Raw genomic sequence first — 17,858 nt, 5'->3', positions numbered from 1 at the left:
GCAATCTCCCCGATTTGGCTGATTCGGAGAAGCCGCCGCTATCGCGCCCGCCGCAGGCAGACGAGGCCCCAGCCGAGCAGCGCCACGATCGCCGGCGTCGCCAGCCCGATCACGCGCAGCGGCTGCCAGACCCCGCCTTCGGTCGCGACCATGCCGAGCCACATCACGCCGGCCCAGGCGATCAGCAGCGGCACCACCCTGACCTCGCCGCTGCGTCGCCACGCGTCGACCTGCACCACTGCGACCAACGGCGCGACGAACGCCACGTAGTTCGGCTGCGACACCGACAGCATCACCGGCAGCGCGGCGCACAGGATGGCGCCGCCGATCAGCAGCGCTTCGGACGGCGGCGGTTGCGGCCCGGTCAGGCGCCAGAACCGGCCGTGGCCGATCCACAGAAGCGCGGCCGCGAACGCGGCGTTGAAGGCCATCTGTCCCGCGGTGGCGAATCCCGGCAGCGTGTCGGCCGCGGGCAGGCCGCCAGCGCCGATCCGCGCCAGCATCGCGGCGATGCTCAGCATGTCGTACGAGGTGAAGGTGATTTCGGCGGCAATCTTGGCGTTCGGCACGCCGGTGAGGATGCCGTTGAGATGCTCGGTCCACATCGCGGTGTAGAGTTTGATCACTTCGGCCGGCCCGAGGCACAGCGTCGGCACGACGAACAGGAAGACGAGACTGAAGCCGGCGGTGGCCAGCACCGTTTTCACGTCCCGCCGCAGTATCGGAAACAGCAGCAGCGCGATCGGAAACAGCTTGATGGTGAAGCCGATCGCCAGCGCGCACGCCGCCGCATAGATCCGGCCCTGCACGTAAAGCACGAGGAACGCCACCATCGTCAGCAGCACCAGCGCGCTCGGCTGCCCGCGGCCGAAACCGTCGCCGATGAACGGCAGCAGCGTCGCCAGCGGCCCGATCCGCAGCATCCACCACCCGTTCCAGCCGGCCTCCTGGAGCAGAGGCGGAGCGCCGCGTTCGAGCGCCCTCGCCCACCAGTCGATCGCGATCAGCACGGCGGCGGCGCTGAGCGCGTACCACACCGCGACCGACATCGGCAGCGGCAGCGCCCAGGCCGGTTTGGGATAGCCGTCGAGCGGATAGGCGAACGGCCCCATCAGCAACGCGAAGAACGGCGGGTAGTGATAGGTCCAGCCGTGATGATCGGCGACTTCATACAGGGGATAGCCTGTCCACACCGCCCAGCCGGCGCGGAAGAACACCTGGACGTCGCCGAACCCGTGCACCGCCGAGCGCTTCACCACGATCGGCAGATAGATGCAGAGCGCCAGCGCGACGGCGGCGATCAGCGCGATCTCGTACCAGTGCAATTGCCGCAATCGCGGCGCGAATTGTCGTTGCAACGAGACGCTCCGGTCGAATCCTGGGCGTGATTTGCACCCCTGCGGGGCGGAACCATGGCGAGTGTGTTGCTGGCCGTGTACGTCGGGGACGAGAGAGCCCGCAGCAGGCCAGCCTTCGCGACGCTTGTAAAGAGGCCAGAGCCGTGCGGCGGTCGGCCCCCGGCTCGGTGGACGGACACGACAGAACGGGTCAAGGTCCGCCGCACAAGGCCCACTCCTCTCGCCGATTCGGCTGCGACCGTGGCGCCGGGGACACAGCGATCGATACTGCGGGAACAATGATGATCAGGGCGTGGCTCGACCTTCCCACTTACGGCACCTTCGTCACGCTGGCGCTGTTGTACTACGGCGTGGCGCTGACGCTGGTCGTCCTGACCTGCGCCTCGCCGCTGCGTGGGCCGGTCTCGAAGCTGAACGGGGTCGTCGCGCCGTTCTTCTCCTCGGTTGCGGTGCTGTTCGGATTGCTCACCGGCTTCCTCGGCTACGACGTCACCGAGCGCAATCGCCAGGCGTCCCGGGCGGTGCAGGCCGAGGCCGGCGAACTGCAGAATCTGTATACGCTCAGCGTCGCCTCCGTCACCGACATGCGCGATATCCGCATCGCGCTGAAGGGCTATGCCGCGTCCGTGCTGCACGACGAATGGCCGGCCGCGCATGGCGAGAGCGCGCCGCGGACCAATGCGGCCTATGACACCCTGCTCGGCGAACTCAGCGATCCCGCGATCAGTCGCGACGCCAGCGCCGCGGTCCACGTGGCGATGCTCAGCGCAGCGGTGCGGGTCGGCACCGCGCGCAACGCAAGGCTCAGCCTGTCGACCGATCGCACCAGCGACCTGAAATGGATTTCGGTGCTGCTGCTCGGCGTGATCACGCAGGTGGCGTTGACCTTGGTGCATCTCGACAAGCCGCGCGCGATGCTCGCGGCGCTGACGGTGTTCGCCACCGGCGCGATCGTCGCGCTCGGGATGATCGCGCTGCAGGAAGATCCGTTCGGCGGCGTATTTCGGGTGTCGTCGACGCCGATCGAGCGGCTGCTGTCGCTATCCGACACGGTGGCGCCGCCGGTCGCGCCCGCCCCGGCGCCTGCGACGGCTCCGCCGTCCGCCGCGCCGAAGTAACAGCTCAGCCGGCAATCCCGGCGGTGACGCCGATCCGCTTGATCTCCCACTGCAACTCGATGCCGGACTGCGCCTTGACGCGTTCGCGCACGGTTTCGCCGAGGGTCTCGATGTCGGCCGCGGTGGCGTCGCCGATGTTGATCAGGAAGTTGCAGTGCATCTCCGACACCTGCGCGCCGCCGATCCGCAGCCCCCGGCAGCCCGCCGCGTCGATCAGCTTCCAGGCGCTGTGGCCCGGCGGATTCTTGAACGTCGAGCCGCCGGTCTTCTCGCGGATCGGCTGCGCCAGTTCACGGTGCGCCTGCACCTCGTTCATCTTGGCGCGGATCGCGTCCGGCGATGCCGGCGTGCCGCGGAACCGGGCCGAGGTGAAGATCAGCGACGGGTCCGCGCCGGAGCTGCGATAGCTGAACTGCATCCCCGCAAGATCGATGACGTGGCGGCGGCCGGCGCGATCGACCGCGGTGGCGTCGATCAGCACGTCCCTGGTCTCGCGGCCATTGGCGCCGGCGTTCATCCGCAGCGCGCCGCCGATCGTTCCGGGAATCCCGAAATAGAACTCGAGTCCGCCGAGTTGCGCCGCCGCCGCGGTCTCGGCGACGCGCTTGTCGAGCGCGGCCGCACCGGCATGGACGGTCTCGCCGTCGCTGCGCGCTTCGCCGAAGCCGCGCGGCGCCAGCCTGATCACCACGCCCGGCAAACCGCCGTCGCGCACGATCAGATTGGAGCCGACGCCGATGCACAGCACCGGCACCTCCGCCGGCAGCAGCGACAGGAAGTAACCGAGATCATCCTCGTCGGCCGGCGTGAACAGCACCTGCGCCGGGCCGCCGACACGAAACCAGGTCAGCGGCGCCAGCGGCTCGTTGCCGAGCAGCCGGCCGCGCAAATCAGGCATCGCGGCTTTGAGGTCGGCGGCGAGATCGGGAAACATCAGTACAGCCAAGAGCGATACTCCGGCCGTTGATCCTTCATGTCCTCGAACAGCCACACCATGCGATCGACGAACCACGTCTTCGCGAGCATCACCACCACTGCGCCCAACGCGGTGATGGCGAGATCGAACGCGATCAGTCCCCACGCCAGAAACGGCAGGCCCGCCATCGAAATGCCGGCGGCGACTCCGGGCACGATGCGATGCCGGGCCGGCACCTCGTCGCGCTGCAGAGCGACCCAGATCCGTTCGCCGAGCACGGCTTTCGACGCCCAATTGTCGGTCGAGGCCGGCGGCGGAAACGCCCGCGGATTATAGGCCAGCCACGCGATCGTGAGGCCGATCGGCGCCAGCGCCCACCAGCCGAGCCACGCCCGGCTCCAGATCGCCGCGATCAGCACCGGAAATGCCGCGTAGCGCGTCCACACGCTCCACGGATTGGCGTGCCGCTTCCAGGTCTCGTCGCTCAGGACAGCCATCGGCGCCTCCTCTCGCTTCAGCCGCCCAGCGCCTTCAATTCGCCCGGCAGTGCGTAGGCCCATTGGGTGATGTTGCCGGCGCCGAGGCAGACGACGTAGTCGCCGCTCTTGGCGACGCCCGCGACGACTCCCGCCAGCGATGCGGAATCCTGCAGCGGGATCACGTTGCGATGGCCGTGGGCGCGCAGGCCGAGCACGAAGTGATCGCGATCGATCCCCTGGATCGGCGCCTCGCCGGCCGGATAGACGTCGGCGACGATCACGCTGTCGGCGTCGTTGAAGCAGGTGCAGAATTCCTCGAACAGCGACTGCAGCCGGGTGAAGCGATGCGGCTGCACCACGGCGATCACCCGGCCGTCGGTCGACTGCCGCGCCGCCTTCAGCACCGCGGCGATCTCGACCGGATGATGGCCGTAATCGTCGATGATGGTGACGCCGTTCCAGTCGCCGGTCTTGGTGAAGCGCCGCCGCACGCCGCCGAATGCCGCCAGCGCCTTGCGGATGGTGTCGTCGGACAGGCCGAGTTCATGCGCGACCGCAATGGCTGCCGTTGCGTTCAGCGCATTGTGCCGGCCCGGCATCGGCAGCATCAGCTCGGCGATCTCGTGCGCGGTGCCGGCCTTGCGGTCGCGGAACGCGACCTTGAAGGTCGAACCGCTGCCGGACGGCTTCAGCTCGAGCAGGCGCGCATCGGCCTGCGGGTTCTCGCCGTAAGTAATAATGCGGCGGTCTTCGATCTTGCCGACCAGCGCCTGCACCACCGGATGATCGATGCACATCACCGCGAAGCCGTAGAACGGCACGTTCTCGACGAAGTTGCGGAACGCGTCCTGCACGGCGTCGAAAGTCTTGAAGTGATCGAGGTGCTCGGGATCGACATTGGTGACGATGGCGACGTCGGCCGGCAGCTTCAGGAAGGTGCCGTCGCTTTCGTCGGCTTCGACCACCATCCAGTCGCCGGCGCCGAGCCGCGCATTGGTGCCGTAGGCGTTGATGATGCCGCCATTGATCACGGTCGGATCGAAATCGCCGGCGTCGAGCAAGGCGGCGACCATCGAGGTCGTCGTGGTCTTGCCATGGGTGCCGGCGATTGCGACGCAGCTCTTCAGCCGCATCAGTTCGGCCAGCATCTCGGCGCGGCGGACCACCGGAATGCGTTGCGCCCGCGCCGCCAAGAGTTCCGGATTGTCGCGCTTGATCGCCGTCGACACCACCAGCACGTCGGCGCCGGCGACGTTGTCGGCCTTGTGGCCGACGTGGATCTGGATGCCCTTTTCGCGCAAACGACTGACGTTGGCGCTCTCGGACGCGTCGGAGCCCTGCACCGTATAGCCGAGATTGCACAGCACCTCGGCGATGCCGCTCATGCCGATGCCGCCGATCCCGACGAAGTGAATGGGTCCGATCTCGCGCGGCAGTCTCATGGCATGGTCCTTGAAATCATCGTCCGGAACGGACGGCAGAACGGCGCAGGCGGCCCGGGCGGCCTGCCTCCCCTTGGATGCCCCGCCTGTCGCACCCTGACAAGGCCATTTTGCGCGTTCTTATGGCGCATTGCGCCGTCACGCGGATCGCACTTGACAGGCTTACGCCGCCGCCGGCGCTATCCTGCGCGCGCGGCCTGGTCCTGCAGTTCGATCACGCGCAGATAGTTGCGCAGGCGATTGTGCTCCAATGTTCGGATCAATTTGTTCTGATGATACGGCAGCAGCAGATCGGCGAGCGCCTCGCTCCACGGCGCGTCGGTGTCGAACAGCACGCCGAGGCCGAACACCGCCGGGATCTCGGCGAAGCCGTAGGCCCGGCCTTCCGCGAGCTCCTCGCGCAGAAAATCGTCGATCGCCGTCATCACGCCGTTGCGCGGACCGCCTTCGACCTGCGCCAAAGCGAACTGGCCGTTTCCGCGAAAACCGCGGCCCTCGACGATCGAAGGATCGCCCGGCACGACGCCGCCCTCGAAGCTGCAGGGCAGACGATAGGCCGCGGGGATCCGCTCGGGCGCGTAGTACTGATCGCGGCGCGCGCACGGCCAGCCGACGTCGTGCAGGAAGGCGAGCACCGGCTTGCCGTCGCGGCGGCAGGCCGCCTTGATGGACTGCAACTCGTGATACACCGTGTACCAGTTGTGATCGCCGTCGACGATCCAGGCATCGTGCGCCGCCATCGTCGCCAGCGCGTCGAGGCTCGCCACCGCGAGGTGGCACACCTCGGGATGGCGCGCCAGCCATTGGGTGAACGCCGGCTGCGGCGACGGGTCGATGCAGGTCAACGCGCCGTCACGCGCGCGGCTGTAATCTGCGAGCAGCGCCGACATGCCGCCCGCCTCGCTGCCGATCTCCGCGATGGTGCGGGCTTCGGCCAGGGTCAGGGCCTCGAGGATCAGGTCGGAAAATTCAGCAACCGAATGGATCAGCAGATCGGGCATCGCACAACCATCTCAGATGTTCGCCACCTTGACGACCAGATCCGCCAGCCGGTCCGCGGCATCGAGCCGGCCGACGGTGCGGGCGGCGGTGACCATCGCGGTGAGTTTCTGCGGATCGGCGGCCAGCGCGGCGATCTCGTCGGCGAGCCGCTCGGGGGTGAAGTCGGCCTGCACGATCCGGATCGCGCCGCCGGCGTCGGCGAGCACGCCGGCATTGGCGAACTGGTCCTGATCCAGCGCACCGGGCAGCGGCACCAGGATCGACGGCCGGCCGATCGCGGCGAGTTCGGCGACGGTGCCAGCACCGGAACGTGATACCACCAATTGGCTGGCGGCCAGCCGCGCCGGCAGATCGTTGAAGAACGGAGCGAGCTCGCAGGTGATCTTCAGCCGGTCGTAGACGGCGCGGACCCGCGCCATGTCCTCCTCGCGGACCTGCTGGGTCAGCACCAGCCGCGGCTGCAGCGCCGGATCGAGCTGCTCGATCGCGCCGGGCACGATGTCGGCCATCACCCGCGCGCCCTGGCTGCCGCCGACCACCAGCAGCCGCAGCGGCCCCTCCGCGGCGAGCGGCGCGAACGGCACCGCGGCGGCCGCGAGGATTGCCGGGCGCATCGGCGTGCCGGTGGTGGTGGTCTTGGCGGAAAGCGTCGGATCGCGGTCGAGCACGCCGGGCAATGAGGTCGCGATCGCCGTGACACCCTTCGACAGCAGCCGGTTGGCGCGGCCCATCACCGCATTGGAATCGTGAATCAGCGTCGGAATCCGCAACGCCCGCGCCGCGAACAAGGGCGGCAGCGTCGGATAGCCGCCGAAGCCGACCACTGCGGCGGGCTTCAGCCGCAGCATCAGCGCGAGCGCCTTCGCGGTTCCGGCACCGAGCATCAGCCCGGTCCGGGCCAGCGCCCACGGCGTCCTGCCGCGCACCGTCTCGCTCGGCACCACGTCGATCATGTCGGCGGAGAACAACCCGCTGTAGCGCATCGCGCGGCTGTCGGTGACGAGGCGCACGCGCAGGCCGCGCTTCATCAGCACCACGCCGAGCGCCTCGGCGGGGAACAGATGCCCGCCGGTGCCGCCCGCCGCGAGAAGGATGAGGGGCGCGTCGCTCATGGCGTCACGCGTAGCCCGCAGCCGCGGCACCCATGGCATTGACCTCGGTCTTCGGCCGCAGCCGGGTCAACGCCAGCATCATGCCGACGCCATAGGCAAGTGACACCATCGACGAGCCGCCATAGGAGATGAACGGCAGCGTCATGCCCTTGGCCGGGATCAGTTGCAGATTGACCGACATGTTGATCGCGGCCTGGATGCCGAACAGGATGGCCAGCCCGGACGCGGCGAAGCGCGCGAACAGATCGTCCGACTTGTAGGCGCGCGACAGCGTGCGCATCACGATGAAGGTGAACAGCGCCAGCAGCGCCAGGCACAGGATGATGCCGAATTCCTCGCCGGCCACGGCAAACACGAAGTCGGTGTGACTGTCCGGCAGGCTGCGCTTGGCGATGCCCTCGCCGGGCCCGAGACCGAACCAGCCGCCGTTGCTGAACGCCTCGCTCGCCATGTCGACCTGGAAAGTATCGCCCGATGCCGGGTTCATGAACCGCTTGATCCGGCCGGCGACGTGCGGGACGAACAGATAGGCGGCGAACAGGCCGCCTGCGGCGACGCCGGCCAGCCCGAACACCCAGACGATCCGCATCCCCGCGATGAAGAACAGCGCGCCCCACACCATCAGCACCAGCATGGTCTGGCCGAAATCCGGCTCCATCACCAGCAGCGACACCAGCGTCAGCAGCAGCGCCAGCGACATCGAGGTCGCCGGCATTTCCGGCCGCCGCGCCGCTTCCGAGAACAGCCACGCCGCCAGCACCACGAAGGACGGTTTGGCGATTTCGGAGGCCTGAATATTGAGGCCGAGCAGCGTGATCCAGCGCCGGGAGCCCTTCACCTCCGGGCCGAACAACAGGGTCGCGACGATCAGCACGATGCTGAGCGCGAACACGATCAGCGCGGCACGCCGGATCTGCCGCGGCGACAGGAACGACACCCCGATCAGCACGATCAGCGACGGCGCCAGGAACAGCACATGGCGGTTGAAGAAATGGAACGGGTCGAGCCCGATCCGCGTCGCGACCGGCGGCGACGCCGCCAGCGACAGGATGACGCCCGCCAGCATCAGCGCGATCAGCGCCACCAGCAGCACGCGGTCGATGGTCCACCACCATTCGCTGAACGGGGTGCGTTGCTCACGGGAAATCATCGGCGATCCTGGGCCAGAGGTCGGCTTATTGGTGCGCCGTCGTGGTTGCCAGAAAGTTAATGGAAAGGGGAAGAGTTGAGGTTGTGAACGCCGACCTGCCAAGCCCTGCCAAGCCGTCATCCCCGCGAAGGCGGGGATCCAGTATCCCAGAGCGTTCGTGGCTGAGCACCTGCGCTCCGGACTACTGGGTCGCCCGCCTGCGCGGGCGATGACGTGGTTGGCCGTGGCTAGGCCACCGGCTTCACCCCATCCAGCGCCGTCACCAGATCGCGGAACTTCGTCCCGCGGATTTCGAAATTCCTGAACTGGTCGAACGAGGCGCAGGCCGGCGACAGCAGCACGACCGGCTCCGGCAGCCCCGACGATGCGGCGTCGCGTGCGGCGGCCGGCACCGCGTTGTCCAGCGTCACGCTGATCTCGTAGGGCACACGCCCTTCCAGCGTCGCGGCGAATTCCTGCGCCGCCTCGCCGATCAGATAGGCCTTGCGGATGCGCGGGAAGTATTCGGCGAGGCTGTCGATGCCGCCGGTCTTCGGCTTGCCGCCGGCGATCCAGAAGATCTCGCCGAACGACGACAGCGCTTTCGCGGTCGCGTCGGCATTGGTGCCCTTGGAGTCGTTGACGAACAGCGTCGTGCCTTGGCGTCCGACCTGCTCCATCCGGTGCGCGAGGCCCGGGAAGCTGCGCAGGCCGTTCTGCAGCACGTCCGGGCCGACGCCGAGCGCCAGCGCTGCGGCGGCGGCCGCCGCGGCGTTCTGCGCGTTGTGCAAACCGCGCAGCGAACCGATGCCGTCGAGCTTCGCGACTTCATGCGATGCGCCGCCGTCGGCTTGCACGATCGTCTCGCGATCCGCGGTGATGCCCGAGGCGAGCGGCTGCTTCACCGAAATCCGCACCACGCGCTTGCCGGCGCGCTCCAGCCGGTCGGCGGCGTCGCGGCCGAAGCCGTCGTCGACGCCGATGATCGCGGTGCCGCCGTCCTGCACGCCGGCAACCAGCCGCTCCTTCACCGCGGCATAGTGCTCGATGGTGCCGTGGCGATCGATGTGGTCCTCGGTGACATTGAGCAGGATGCCGACGCTCGGATCGAGCGACGGTGTCAGATCGATCTGGTAGGACGACATCTCGATCACGTGGACGCGGCCGGCGCGCGGCGGCTCCAGCGACAGGATCGCGGTGCCGATATTGCCGCCCATCTGGGTGTCGTAGCCGGCCTGCCGCATCAGATGCGCGATCAGCGCCGTGGTGGTGGACTTGCCGTTGGTGCCGGTGATGGCGACGAACGGCGCGTTCGGCGCGTGCAGCCGCCGCTCGCGGCAGAACAGCTCGACGTCACCGATCACCTCGACGCCCGCCTCGCGCGCCTTGAGCACGCTCCAATGCGGCGTCGGATGCGTCAGCGGCACGCCCGGCGTGAGCACCAGCGCGGCAAAATTCATCCACGGCAGATTGCGCAGATCGGCGGTGATGAAATTGGCCTGCGCCGCTTCGACCATGCGGTCGAGATTGTCGTCGCAGGCGATCACTTCGGCGCCGCCGGCGCGCAGCGCGTGGCAGCTCGCCAGCCCCGAGCCGCCGAGCCCGAACACCGCGACGGATTGCCCGGCGAAAGAGGTGACGGGGATCATTGCATTGCTCCGGCCACAAGGACCTCGCGCACAACCGACACGGCGTCATCCTGAGGTGCTCGCCGCCTTCGGCGAGCCTCGAAGGATGGCCGCGCGTGCCCGTGGCCATCCTTCGAGGCTCGCAAGGGCTCGCACCTCAGGATGACGCTGCAATCGGCGTGAAGGCTGACGGCGCACATATCCAACTTCACCGCAGCTTCAGCGTCGACAGGCCGGCGAGCGCCAGGATCACGGCGATGATCCAAAACCGGATCACGATCTGCGGCTCGGTCCAGCCCTTCTGCTCGAAATGGTGATGGATCGGCGCCATCCGGAACACGCGCTTGCCGGTCAGCTTGAACGACGCCACCTGCACGATCACCGACACCGCCTCGAGCACGAACAGCCCGCCGATCACCGCCAGCACGATCTCGTGCTTCACCGCCACCGCGATCGAGCCGAGCATCCCGCCGAGCGCCAGCGAGCCGGTGTCGCCCATGAAGATCGAGGCCGGCGGCGCGTTGAACCACAGAAAACCGAGGCCGGCGCCGAGCAGCGCGCCGCACAGCACCGCCAGTTCGCCGGTGCCGGCGACGTAGTTGATTTGCAGATATTCGGCGAACACCGCGTTGCCGACCAGATAGGAGATCATGCCGAAGCTCGCGGCCGCGATCATCACCGGCACGATGGCGAGGCCGTCGAGGCCGTCGGTGAGGTTCACCGCATTGCCGGCGCCGACGATCACGAAGGCGCCGAAGATCACGAAGTACCAGCCCAGATTGAGCACCACTTCCTTGAAGAACGGGATCACCAGCGAACTCGACAGCGAGCCGCGGCCGAGCCACACCAGCGCGAAACACGCCGCGCCCGCGATCGCGAATTCGATCAGCAGCCGGGTGCGGCCGGAGATGCCGGCGTGGGTCTGCTTGGTGACTTTCATGTAGTCGTCGTAGAAGCCGACGAAGCCGAAGCCGAGCGTCACCGCCAGCACGATCCACACATAGGGATTGAGCGGATTGGCCCACAGCACGGTGCCGACCGTCAGGCCCGACAGGATCATCAGGCCGCCCATCGTCGGCGTGCCGCGCTTGGTCACCAGATGCGATTGCGGACCGTCGGCGCGGATCGGTTGCCCCTTGCCCTGGCGCAGTCGCAGATTGTCGATGATCCACGGCCCGCACAGAAACACGAACAACGCGCCGGTCACCACCGCGCCGCCGGTGCGGAAGGTGATGTAACGGAAGACGTTGAAAGCAGGAAACGAGCTGGAAAAATCGATCAGCCAATAGAGCATTGAAGCCGCCTCACACCGCAGCGTCGTCGAGCGCGGCCTTGCCGGGAAAGCGCTTCTCGAGCGCGGTGACAATCGTTTTCATGCGCGAGCCGAGCGAGCCTTTGATCATCAGCACGTCGCCGGACCGGACTGCCGCAACCACCTGCGATTCGAGCGCGGCCGCAGTCTCTGCATAGCCGCCTCGTTTGCCCGAGGAAAGGGCATCCCACAGATTGTGCATCAGGGGGCCGCAGCAGAACACCAGATCGACCGCGTTGCTCTGCACCGTTCCGGCGAGGCCGCGATGCAGCTCAGGCCCGGCCGGACCGAGTTCCAGCATGTCGCCGAGCACCGCGATTCGCCGCCCCTGCCCGCTGATCTCGGCGCTGCCGAGCACGCCCAGCGCCGCCGCCATCGACGCCGGATTGGCGTTGTAGCTCTCGTCGATCAGCGTCGCCGCGCCCTGCCCGAGTTCGAGGGTGCGGCGAACGCCGCGCCCGGCCGCGGGCTCGACCTGCGCCAGTGCCAGCGCGGCCAGCGCCAGGTCGGCGCCGACCAGGTCCGCCGCGGCCAGCACGGCGAGCGAGTTCATCGCGATGTGGCGGCCGGGGATGTTGAGCTTGTAGGTGACGTCGTGCCCGAGGATGCTCGCATCCACCGCTGAGCAATCCGCATGCAGCGCAATGTCGCGCAGCCGCGCATCGGCCTTGGCGTGGACGCCGAACGAGACGATGCGTTCGACTCCGGCTTTGCGGGCGCTCGCGGTGAGCCGTTTGAACATCGGATTGTCGCGGTTCAGCACGGCAATGCCGCCGGGCTCCAGCCCTGAGAAGATTTCCGCCTTGGCGTCGGCGATCGCCTCGATGCCGGAGAAGAATTCGAGATGCACCGGCTCCACCGTGGTGATGATCGCCAGATGTGGTCGCACCATCTTGACCAGCGGTTCAATTTCGCCGGCGTGGTTCATCCCGATCTCGAACACCGCATAGCGCACGCTCGCCGGGCAGCGCGCCAGCGTCAACGGCACGCCCCAATGATTGTTGAACGACGCCACCGAAGCGTGGGTCTCGCCCTGCGCGCCGAGCACGCCGCGCAGCGCCTCCTTGGTCGAGGTCTTGCCGACCGAGCCGGTCACCGCGATCACCTTCGCGTCGAGCCGCGCCCGCGCCGCGCGTCCCAAGTCGCGCAGGCCGTCGAGCACGTCGTCGACCAGCAGCAGCGGCGCATCGGGGGCGAATTTGCCGCGCTGCGCGGTCTCGACCACCGCCAGGGCGGCGCCGGCCTTCAGCGCCGCCTCGACGAAATCATGGCCGTCGTGAACGTCGCCCCTGATCGCGAAGTAAGCGTCGCCCGGCGCCAGCGTGCGGCTGTCGATCGAGATGCCGAACACGTCGCGGGCCGGCGTGCCCTGCACCGCCGCGCCCATCGCCGCGATGATCGCATCGGACGTCCATAGCGGTTGTTTGCTCATGCGGCGCTCGCTGACAACGCCGCCGCGGCGGCTTCGTGGTCACTGAAAGGCAGCACCGTGTCGCCCACGATCTGCCCGGTTTCATGGCCCTTGCCGGCGATCACCAGCGCGTCGCCCGGCTGCAATTCGCCGATCGCTGTTCGGATCGCCTCGGCCCGGTCGCCGATCTCGCGCGCGCCCGGCGCTGCTGCGAGAATCGCGGCGCGGATCGTGGCGGGGTCTTCGCGGCGCGGATTGTCGTCGGTGACGATCACGGCGTCGGCGCTCTCGGCCGCGATCGCGCCCATCAGCGGCCGCTTGCCGGCGTCGCGATCGCCGCCGGCGCCGAACACCACAACGAGCTTGCGCTTGGCATAAGGCCGCAGCGCCTGCAGCGACTTGGCCAGAGCATCTGGCTTGTGCGCATAGTCGACGAACACCGGCGCGCCGTTGCGTTCGCCGACCAGCTCCAGCCGGCCGGGCGCGCCCTCGAGATGATCGAGCGCGGCAAACACCGCCGCCGGATCGCCGCCGGTGCCGATCACCAGCCCGGCCGCGACCAGCGCATTCTCGATCTGGAATTCGCCGACCAGCGGCAGGTGGACTTGATAGTTACGCCCGGCATGGTCGAGCGTGAGCCGCTGCGCGAAGCCGTCGACCGCGGCCGCGATCAGCCGGATGCCCGCGCCGGCGTCGCCGTTGCGGCCGACGCTGATCAGCCGCAACCCGCGCGCCCGAGCCGCATCGATCACTTCCGCCGAACAGTCGTGATCGGCCGAGATCACCGCGGCGCCGCCGTCGACCACGAGATCGCGGAACAGCCGCAGCTTGGCGTTCAGGTAGTGCGCAACGTCGGGATGATAGTCCATATGGTCGCGCGACAGATTGGTGAATCCCCCCGCCGCGACGCGGACGCCGTCGAGGCGGAACTGGTCGAGCCCGTGCGACGAAGCTTCCAGCGCCAGATGGGTGACGCCCTCGCGCGCAATGGCGTCGAGCGAGCGATGCAGCGCGATCGGATCCGGCGTGGTCAGCGAGCCGTAGACGCTGCGCGTCGGCGTCACGAGACCGATGGTGCCGATGCTGGCCGAAGCATGACCCAGCCGCTGCCAGATCTGCCTCGTAAACGCTGCCACCGAAGTCTTGCCGCTGGTGCCGGTGACCGCCGCGATGGTCTGCGGCTGCTGCGGAAACATCCGCGCGGCGGCGAGCGCCAGCGCGCGGCGCGGATTGGTCAGGCGAACGAAGGGCACGGCGAGGTCGCCCGCGGGCGGATGATCGCCAGCCACCGCGACGGCGCCTGCCTCGATCGCAGCGGCGACGAAGCGCGCCCCGTCGGTCTTCGCCCCGGCCAGCGCAAAGAACACATCGCCCGGCTTCACCGCTCGGCTGTCGACCGCGAGGCCGCCGACATCGAGAGCGGCCGCCTGCACCGTGATCGCCGTGTCGTCGCTGAAGAGGTCGCGGAGCTTCATGGTCCTCGAGTCCGGTCGGTCGGTCCGAAGGGAGTTCGCACGCAGACCGGGCTTTTAGCGCAAGCGCGCCCCGGTGCAACACGACTGACGCATTGCCGCCCCGCGTGGCCCGCGACCTACTGGGCCGCCCTCGATGACGCAAGAATGAGGCGGTCGGGCGGCGGCAGATCGAACCGCGGCTCGATCCCCAGCAGCGGCGCGATTCGCTCGATCACCTTGCCACCGGTGGGCACCGCGTTCCAGCCCGAGGTGATGAAGCCGTGGGTTTCCGGCAGCGGCTTGGGCTCGTCGAGCATGATCAGCACCTGGAATTGCGGATGGTCGGCCGGCAGCACGGCGGTGAACGAGTTCAACACCTGCTTCTTGGCGTAGCGGCCGTTGATCACCTTTTCCGAGGTTCCGGTCTTGCCACCGATGTAGTAGCCCTTGGCGATCTGATCCGCCGTCCTGGCGGTGCCGATTTCGGCGTTCAGGCGCATCAGATAGCGGATCTTGTCGCTGGTCTCCTTCTTGACCACGCGCTTGGCCATCTTCTGCGCTTCGTCTTCGCTGCGCCGGTGGAAGGTCGGTGGGATCAGATAGCCGCCATTGACCATCGCGTTGATGCCCATCACCGCCTGCAGCGGCGCCACCGCGACGCCGTGGCCGAACGAGATGGTGATGGTGTTGAGTTCGCCCCAGCGCTTCGGCACGATCGGCGAGGCACTCTCGGGCAGTTCGGTGCGCAGCCGGTCGAGCTGGCCGACCTTCTTGAGGAACGCCTTGTGCGCGTCGACGCCCATCGACAGCGCGATCCGTGCAGCGCCGACGTTGGACGAGAAGGTGAACACTTCCGACAGCGAGATCGCGCGGCCGAGCGGATGGGTGTCGTGGATCGCGAACTTGCCGTAGCGCAACGCGCCGCGGGCGTCGTACATCGAATTCAGCGTCGCCTTGCCCGAGTCGAGCGCCATCGCCAGCGTCAGCGTCTTGAAGGTCGAGCCCATCTCGTAGACGCCGGTGGTGAGCCGGTTGATGCGGTCCGGGTCGTTGGCCTCGCGCGGATTGTTCGGATCGAAATCCGGCAGCGACACCATCGCGACGATCTCGCCGGTGTTGACGTTGGAGACGAGACCGGACGCCGCCTTGGCCTTGTACTTGTCCTTCGCCTTCAGCAATTCATCGCGCAGCGCGTGCTGGACGCGGATGTCGACCGCGAGCTCCACCGGCTTCTGCAGCCGGTCGGAGGCGAAGCCGGCGCGATGCAGATCGGCGAGTCCGTTGTGGTCGAGCCACTTCTCGATGCCGGCGATGCCCTGGTTGTCGATATTGACGAGGCCGATGAGGTGCGAGACCTCGGTGCCGGTGGGGTAGATGCGCCTGTTCTCGCGCAGGAAGCCGATGCCGGGAATACCGAGCTTCTTGATGTCGGCCTGCTGCCGCGGCGTGATCTCTCGCTTCAGCCAGACGAAGCCCTTCTTCGAGGCCAGCCGCTCGCGGACCTCCGGGGTCTCGAGGTCCGGCAGCGTCGCGGTGAGCAATTCGACCGCTTCATCCTGATCGATGATGCGGCGCGGCTCGCCGAACAGCGACGGCGATTTGACGTCGGTGGCCAGGATGGTGCCGTTGCGGTCGACGATGTCGGGCCGCGCGGTGGCGATCGCGTCCTGCGACGCGGTGCGCCGCGTGCCGTGGCTGTCGCCGACCACCGCGATGAAGGTCAGCTTGAACGCGATCACGCCATAGACCGCGGCGAAGGCCAGCATCGCCAGACCGACGCGGGCGCGCGCCTTGGCGTCGCGATCGACGTCGCGGCCGTAGATCAGGCTGCGCACCAGCCGCTGGCGCCAATTGACGTGATGGCCGACGAGCGGCACCGACGGTTCGGTCATTGCGCGGCCTCCCTGGCCGGCAGCGCGCCGGTGACGATGTCGGGATCGATCTTCTCGATCATCGAGGCGATCGGGTCGGGATCGTTCGGGTTGACGATGCTCGGCGGCCGCGCCGGCAGGTTCTTCAACTGGTCGAACTGGCGCGCCGTGATCGGCTTCAGTTTGAGGTGCCGCTCGGCGATGCCCTGCAGCCGGCCGGGCGCGTCGAGCTTGGCCCATTCGGCACGGAGCTGCGCGATCGCCTCGCGCTCCTTGCGCACTTCGGCGTGGAGCTGCAGCACCTTCTCGGTGCGCGCGGTCGACTCCATCTTGATCCGGTAGACATAGGCCGCGGCGAACACCAGCATTCCGATCACCACGACATGAATGAGGCGCATCATCGGCCGGCCCTCGTCACGCCCGCCTTCATCACACCGGCGAGCGTCGGCCATCCCGGCAGATCGTCGGGCCGGTGCGCCGGCGCCGCAGTGCGTTCGCCGCCGCGCAGCTTGGCCGAGCGCGCGCGCGGATTGGCGGCGACCTCGGCGTCGCCGGCGGTCGTCGGCCGCTTGGTCAGCACGGTGAAGCTCGGAGCTGCCTGCGCCAATTCGGGCAGATGCCGCGAGCCGCCGCCGACGCGGCTGCGCTCGGCGAGGAAGGTCTTGACGATGCGGTCTTCCAGCGAGTGGAACGTCACCACCGCGAGCCGCCCGCCCGGTTTCAGCACCCGCTCCGCCGCCGCCAGCGCCTGATACAATTCGTCGAGCTCTTCGTTGACGAAGATCCGCAGCGCCTGGAACGTGCGCGTCGCTGGGTGGATCTGTCCCGGCTTGGCGCGCACCACCGAGGCGACGATGTCGGCCAGCGCCTTGGTGGTCGTGATCGGCGCCTCCTTGCGGGCGGCGATGACGGCGCGGGCGACGTGGCGCGAGAATTTCTCCTCGCCGAAGATGTAGATGATGTTGGCGAGGTCGGTTTCGGACGCGCGCGCGACGACGTCGGCCGCAGTCGGCCCGTCGGTGCCCATCCGCATATCGAGCGGGCCGTCCTGCCGGAACGAGAAGCCGCGGTCGGCCTGATCGACCTGCATCGACGACACGCCGATATCCATCACCACGCCGTCGACGGCGGGCGCACCCTGCGCCGCGCAGACCTCGGCCAGATTGGAGAACCGATCCTCGACCAGCGTCAGCCGCCCGCCGGCGCCTTGGACCAGGTCGAAGCCGCCGGCGATGGCGCTGCGGTCGCGATCGATCGCGATCACCCGCGTCGCGGCCGCCTCCAGGATCAGCCGGCTATAGCCGCCGGCGCCGAAGGTGCCGTCGAGATAGATTCCGCCATCGCGCGGCGCCAGCAGCGTCACCGCTTCGGGGCCCAGCACGGGAATATGGCGCGGGCGCGCTTCGCTCATGCGCCCTGCCCTGACGGCGCGGCTGTCCGACCGGTCCGCGGCGTGCGGGGACCGGCTTCGGCACAGTTCGGCTGCGATGTCGGCGGCAACGGGCGCATCGTCGTTCGAAACTCCCGGTTCCACGGCGGGTCCAACCGGCGCGTCGGCGACCGCTCCCCGCGCCCCCGACGGTCCGGCTGAAATCGGCTGGATTTCCATCGGCTTGAGGGTTTGCA

The 17,858-nt window shown here is 68.3% G+C and carries 15 protein-coding genes; 1 reads left to right on the top strand and 14 read right to left on the bottom strand.

All coding sequences use genetic code 11. The annotated features are described in order from the left end of the window. Nucleotides 1-38: 38 nt before the first annotated feature. Nucleotides 39-1,358 (bottom strand): glycosyltransferase family 87 protein, encoded by a 1,320-nt coding sequence (locus tag RPB_RS10060; RefSeq protein ID WP_011440896.1) that lies wholly within the window; start codon nt 1,356-1,358, stop codon nt 39-41. 281 nt (nt 1,359-1,639) lie between these two features. Between RPB_RS10060 and RPB_RS10055 the strand changes: the two genes are divergently transcribed. Next, nucleotides 1,640-2,476: a DUF4239 domain-containing protein gene (locus tag RPB_RS10055; protein ID WP_011440895.1), complete on the top strand. Its 837-nt coding sequence runs from the start codon at nt 1,640-1,642 to the stop codon at nt 2,474-2,476. Between the two features lie 4 nt (nt 2,477-2,480). On the opposite strand, the gene murB is transcribed toward RPB_RS10055, so the two are convergent. The 13 genes from murB to rsmH all read right to left on the bottom strand — a co-directional run bounded on the left by murB (nt 2,481) and on the right by rsmH (nt 17,643). Further along, complete coding sequence (gene murB / locus RPB_RS10050; protein WP_041798660.1) at nt 2,481-3,413, bottom strand: UDP-N-acetylmuramate dehydrogenase; 933 nt, start codon at nt 3,411-3,413, stop codon at nt 2,481-2,483. Next, on the bottom strand, nt 3,410-3,889 hold the full coding sequence (locus RPB_RS10045; RefSeq protein WP_011440893.1) for a DUF6653 family protein: 480 nt from the start codon (nt 3,887-3,889) through the stop codon (nt 3,410-3,412). Before RPB_RS10045 ends, murB begins: the two co-directional genes overlap by 4 nt. Nucleotides 3,890-3,906: 17 nt before the next feature. Further along, entirely contained in the window at nt 3,907-5,313 is a 1,407-nt protein-coding gene (gene murC, locus RPB_RS10040) for a UDP-N-acetylmuramate--L-alanine ligase (RefSeq protein WP_011440892.1), read from the bottom strand. A gap of 179 nt (nt 5,314-5,492) precedes the next feature. Next, a complete protein-coding gene (locus tag RPB_RS10035; RefSeq protein ID WP_011440891.1) occupies nt 5,493-6,314 on the bottom strand; it encodes a class I SAM-dependent methyltransferase in 822 nt (273 codons plus the stop codon). A 12-nt stretch (nt 6,315-6,326) separates the two neighbouring features. Continuing rightward, entirely contained in the window at nt 6,327-7,427 is a 1,101-nt protein-coding gene (murG, locus tag RPB_RS10030) for an undecaprenyldiphospho-muramoylpentapeptide beta-N-acetylglucosaminyltransferase (RefSeq protein ID WP_011440890.1), read from the bottom strand. A gap of 4 nt (nt 7,428-7,431) precedes the next feature. Continuing rightward, a complete protein-coding gene (gene ftsW / locus RPB_RS10025; protein WP_011440889.1) occupies nt 7,432-8,577 on the bottom strand; it encodes a putative lipid II flippase FtsW in 1,146 nt (381 codons plus the stop codon). 227 nt (nt 8,578-8,804) lie between these two features. Next, nucleotides 8,805-10,205: a UDP-N-acetylmuramoyl-L-alanine--D-glutamate ligase gene (gene murD, locus RPB_RS10020; RefSeq protein ID WP_011440888.1), complete on the bottom strand. Its 1,401-nt coding sequence runs from the start codon at nt 10,203-10,205 to the stop codon at nt 8,805-8,807. 187 nt (nt 10,206-10,392) lie between these two features. Then, nucleotides 10,393-11,478: a phospho-N-acetylmuramoyl-pentapeptide-transferase gene (gene mraY / locus RPB_RS10015; protein ID WP_011440887.1), complete on the bottom strand. Its 1,086-nt coding sequence runs from the start codon at nt 11,476-11,478 to the stop codon at nt 10,393-10,395. Nucleotides 11,479-11,488: 10 nt separating this feature from the next. Then, nucleotides 11,489-12,928 (bottom strand): UDP-N-acetylmuramoylalanyl-D-glutamyl-2,6-diaminopimelate--D-alanyl-D-alanine ligase, encoded by a 1,440-nt coding sequence (locus RPB_RS10010; protein ID WP_011440886.1) that lies wholly within the window; start codon nt 12,926-12,928, stop codon nt 11,489-11,491. Further along, nucleotides 12,925-14,382, bottom strand: coding sequence for a UDP-N-acetylmuramoyl-L-alanyl-D-glutamate--2,6-diaminopimelate ligase (locus RPB_RS10005; RefSeq protein ID WP_011440885.1), 1,458 nt, complete (start codon nt 14,380-14,382; stop codon nt 12,925-12,927). Before RPB_RS10005 ends, RPB_RS10010 begins: the two co-directional genes overlap by 4 nt. A gap of 116 nt (nt 14,383-14,498) precedes the next feature. Next, on the bottom strand, nt 14,499-16,253 hold the full coding sequence (locus RPB_RS10000) for a peptidoglycan D,D-transpeptidase FtsI family protein (protein ID WP_011440884.1): 1,755 nt from the start codon (nt 16,251-16,253) through the stop codon (nt 14,499-14,501). Then, nucleotides 16,250-16,630: a cell division protein FtsL gene (gene ftsL / locus RPB_RS09995; protein ID WP_041798659.1), complete on the bottom strand. Its 381-nt coding sequence runs from the start codon at nt 16,628-16,630 to the stop codon at nt 16,250-16,252. The genes RPB_RS10000 and ftsL overlap by 4 nt, the downstream gene beginning before the upstream one ends. Beyond that, entirely contained in the window at nt 16,630-17,643 is a 1,014-nt protein-coding gene (rsmH, locus tag RPB_RS09990; protein WP_011440882.1) for a 16S rRNA (cytosine(1402)-N(4))-methyltransferase RsmH, read from the bottom strand. Before rsmH ends, ftsL begins: the two co-directional genes overlap by 1 nt. Between the last annotated feature and the right edge of the window lie 215 nt (nt 17,644-17,858).

Origin of the sequence: Rhodopseudomonas palustris HaA2 (assembly GCF_000013365.1) — a bacterium.
Lineage (GTDB): Bacteria > Pseudomonadota > Alphaproteobacteria > Rhizobiales > Xanthobacteraceae > Rhodopseudomonas > Rhodopseudomonas palustris_J.
Note: the sequence above shows the minus strand (reverse complement) of the source record. Positions and strands in the feature narration are given on the sequence as shown.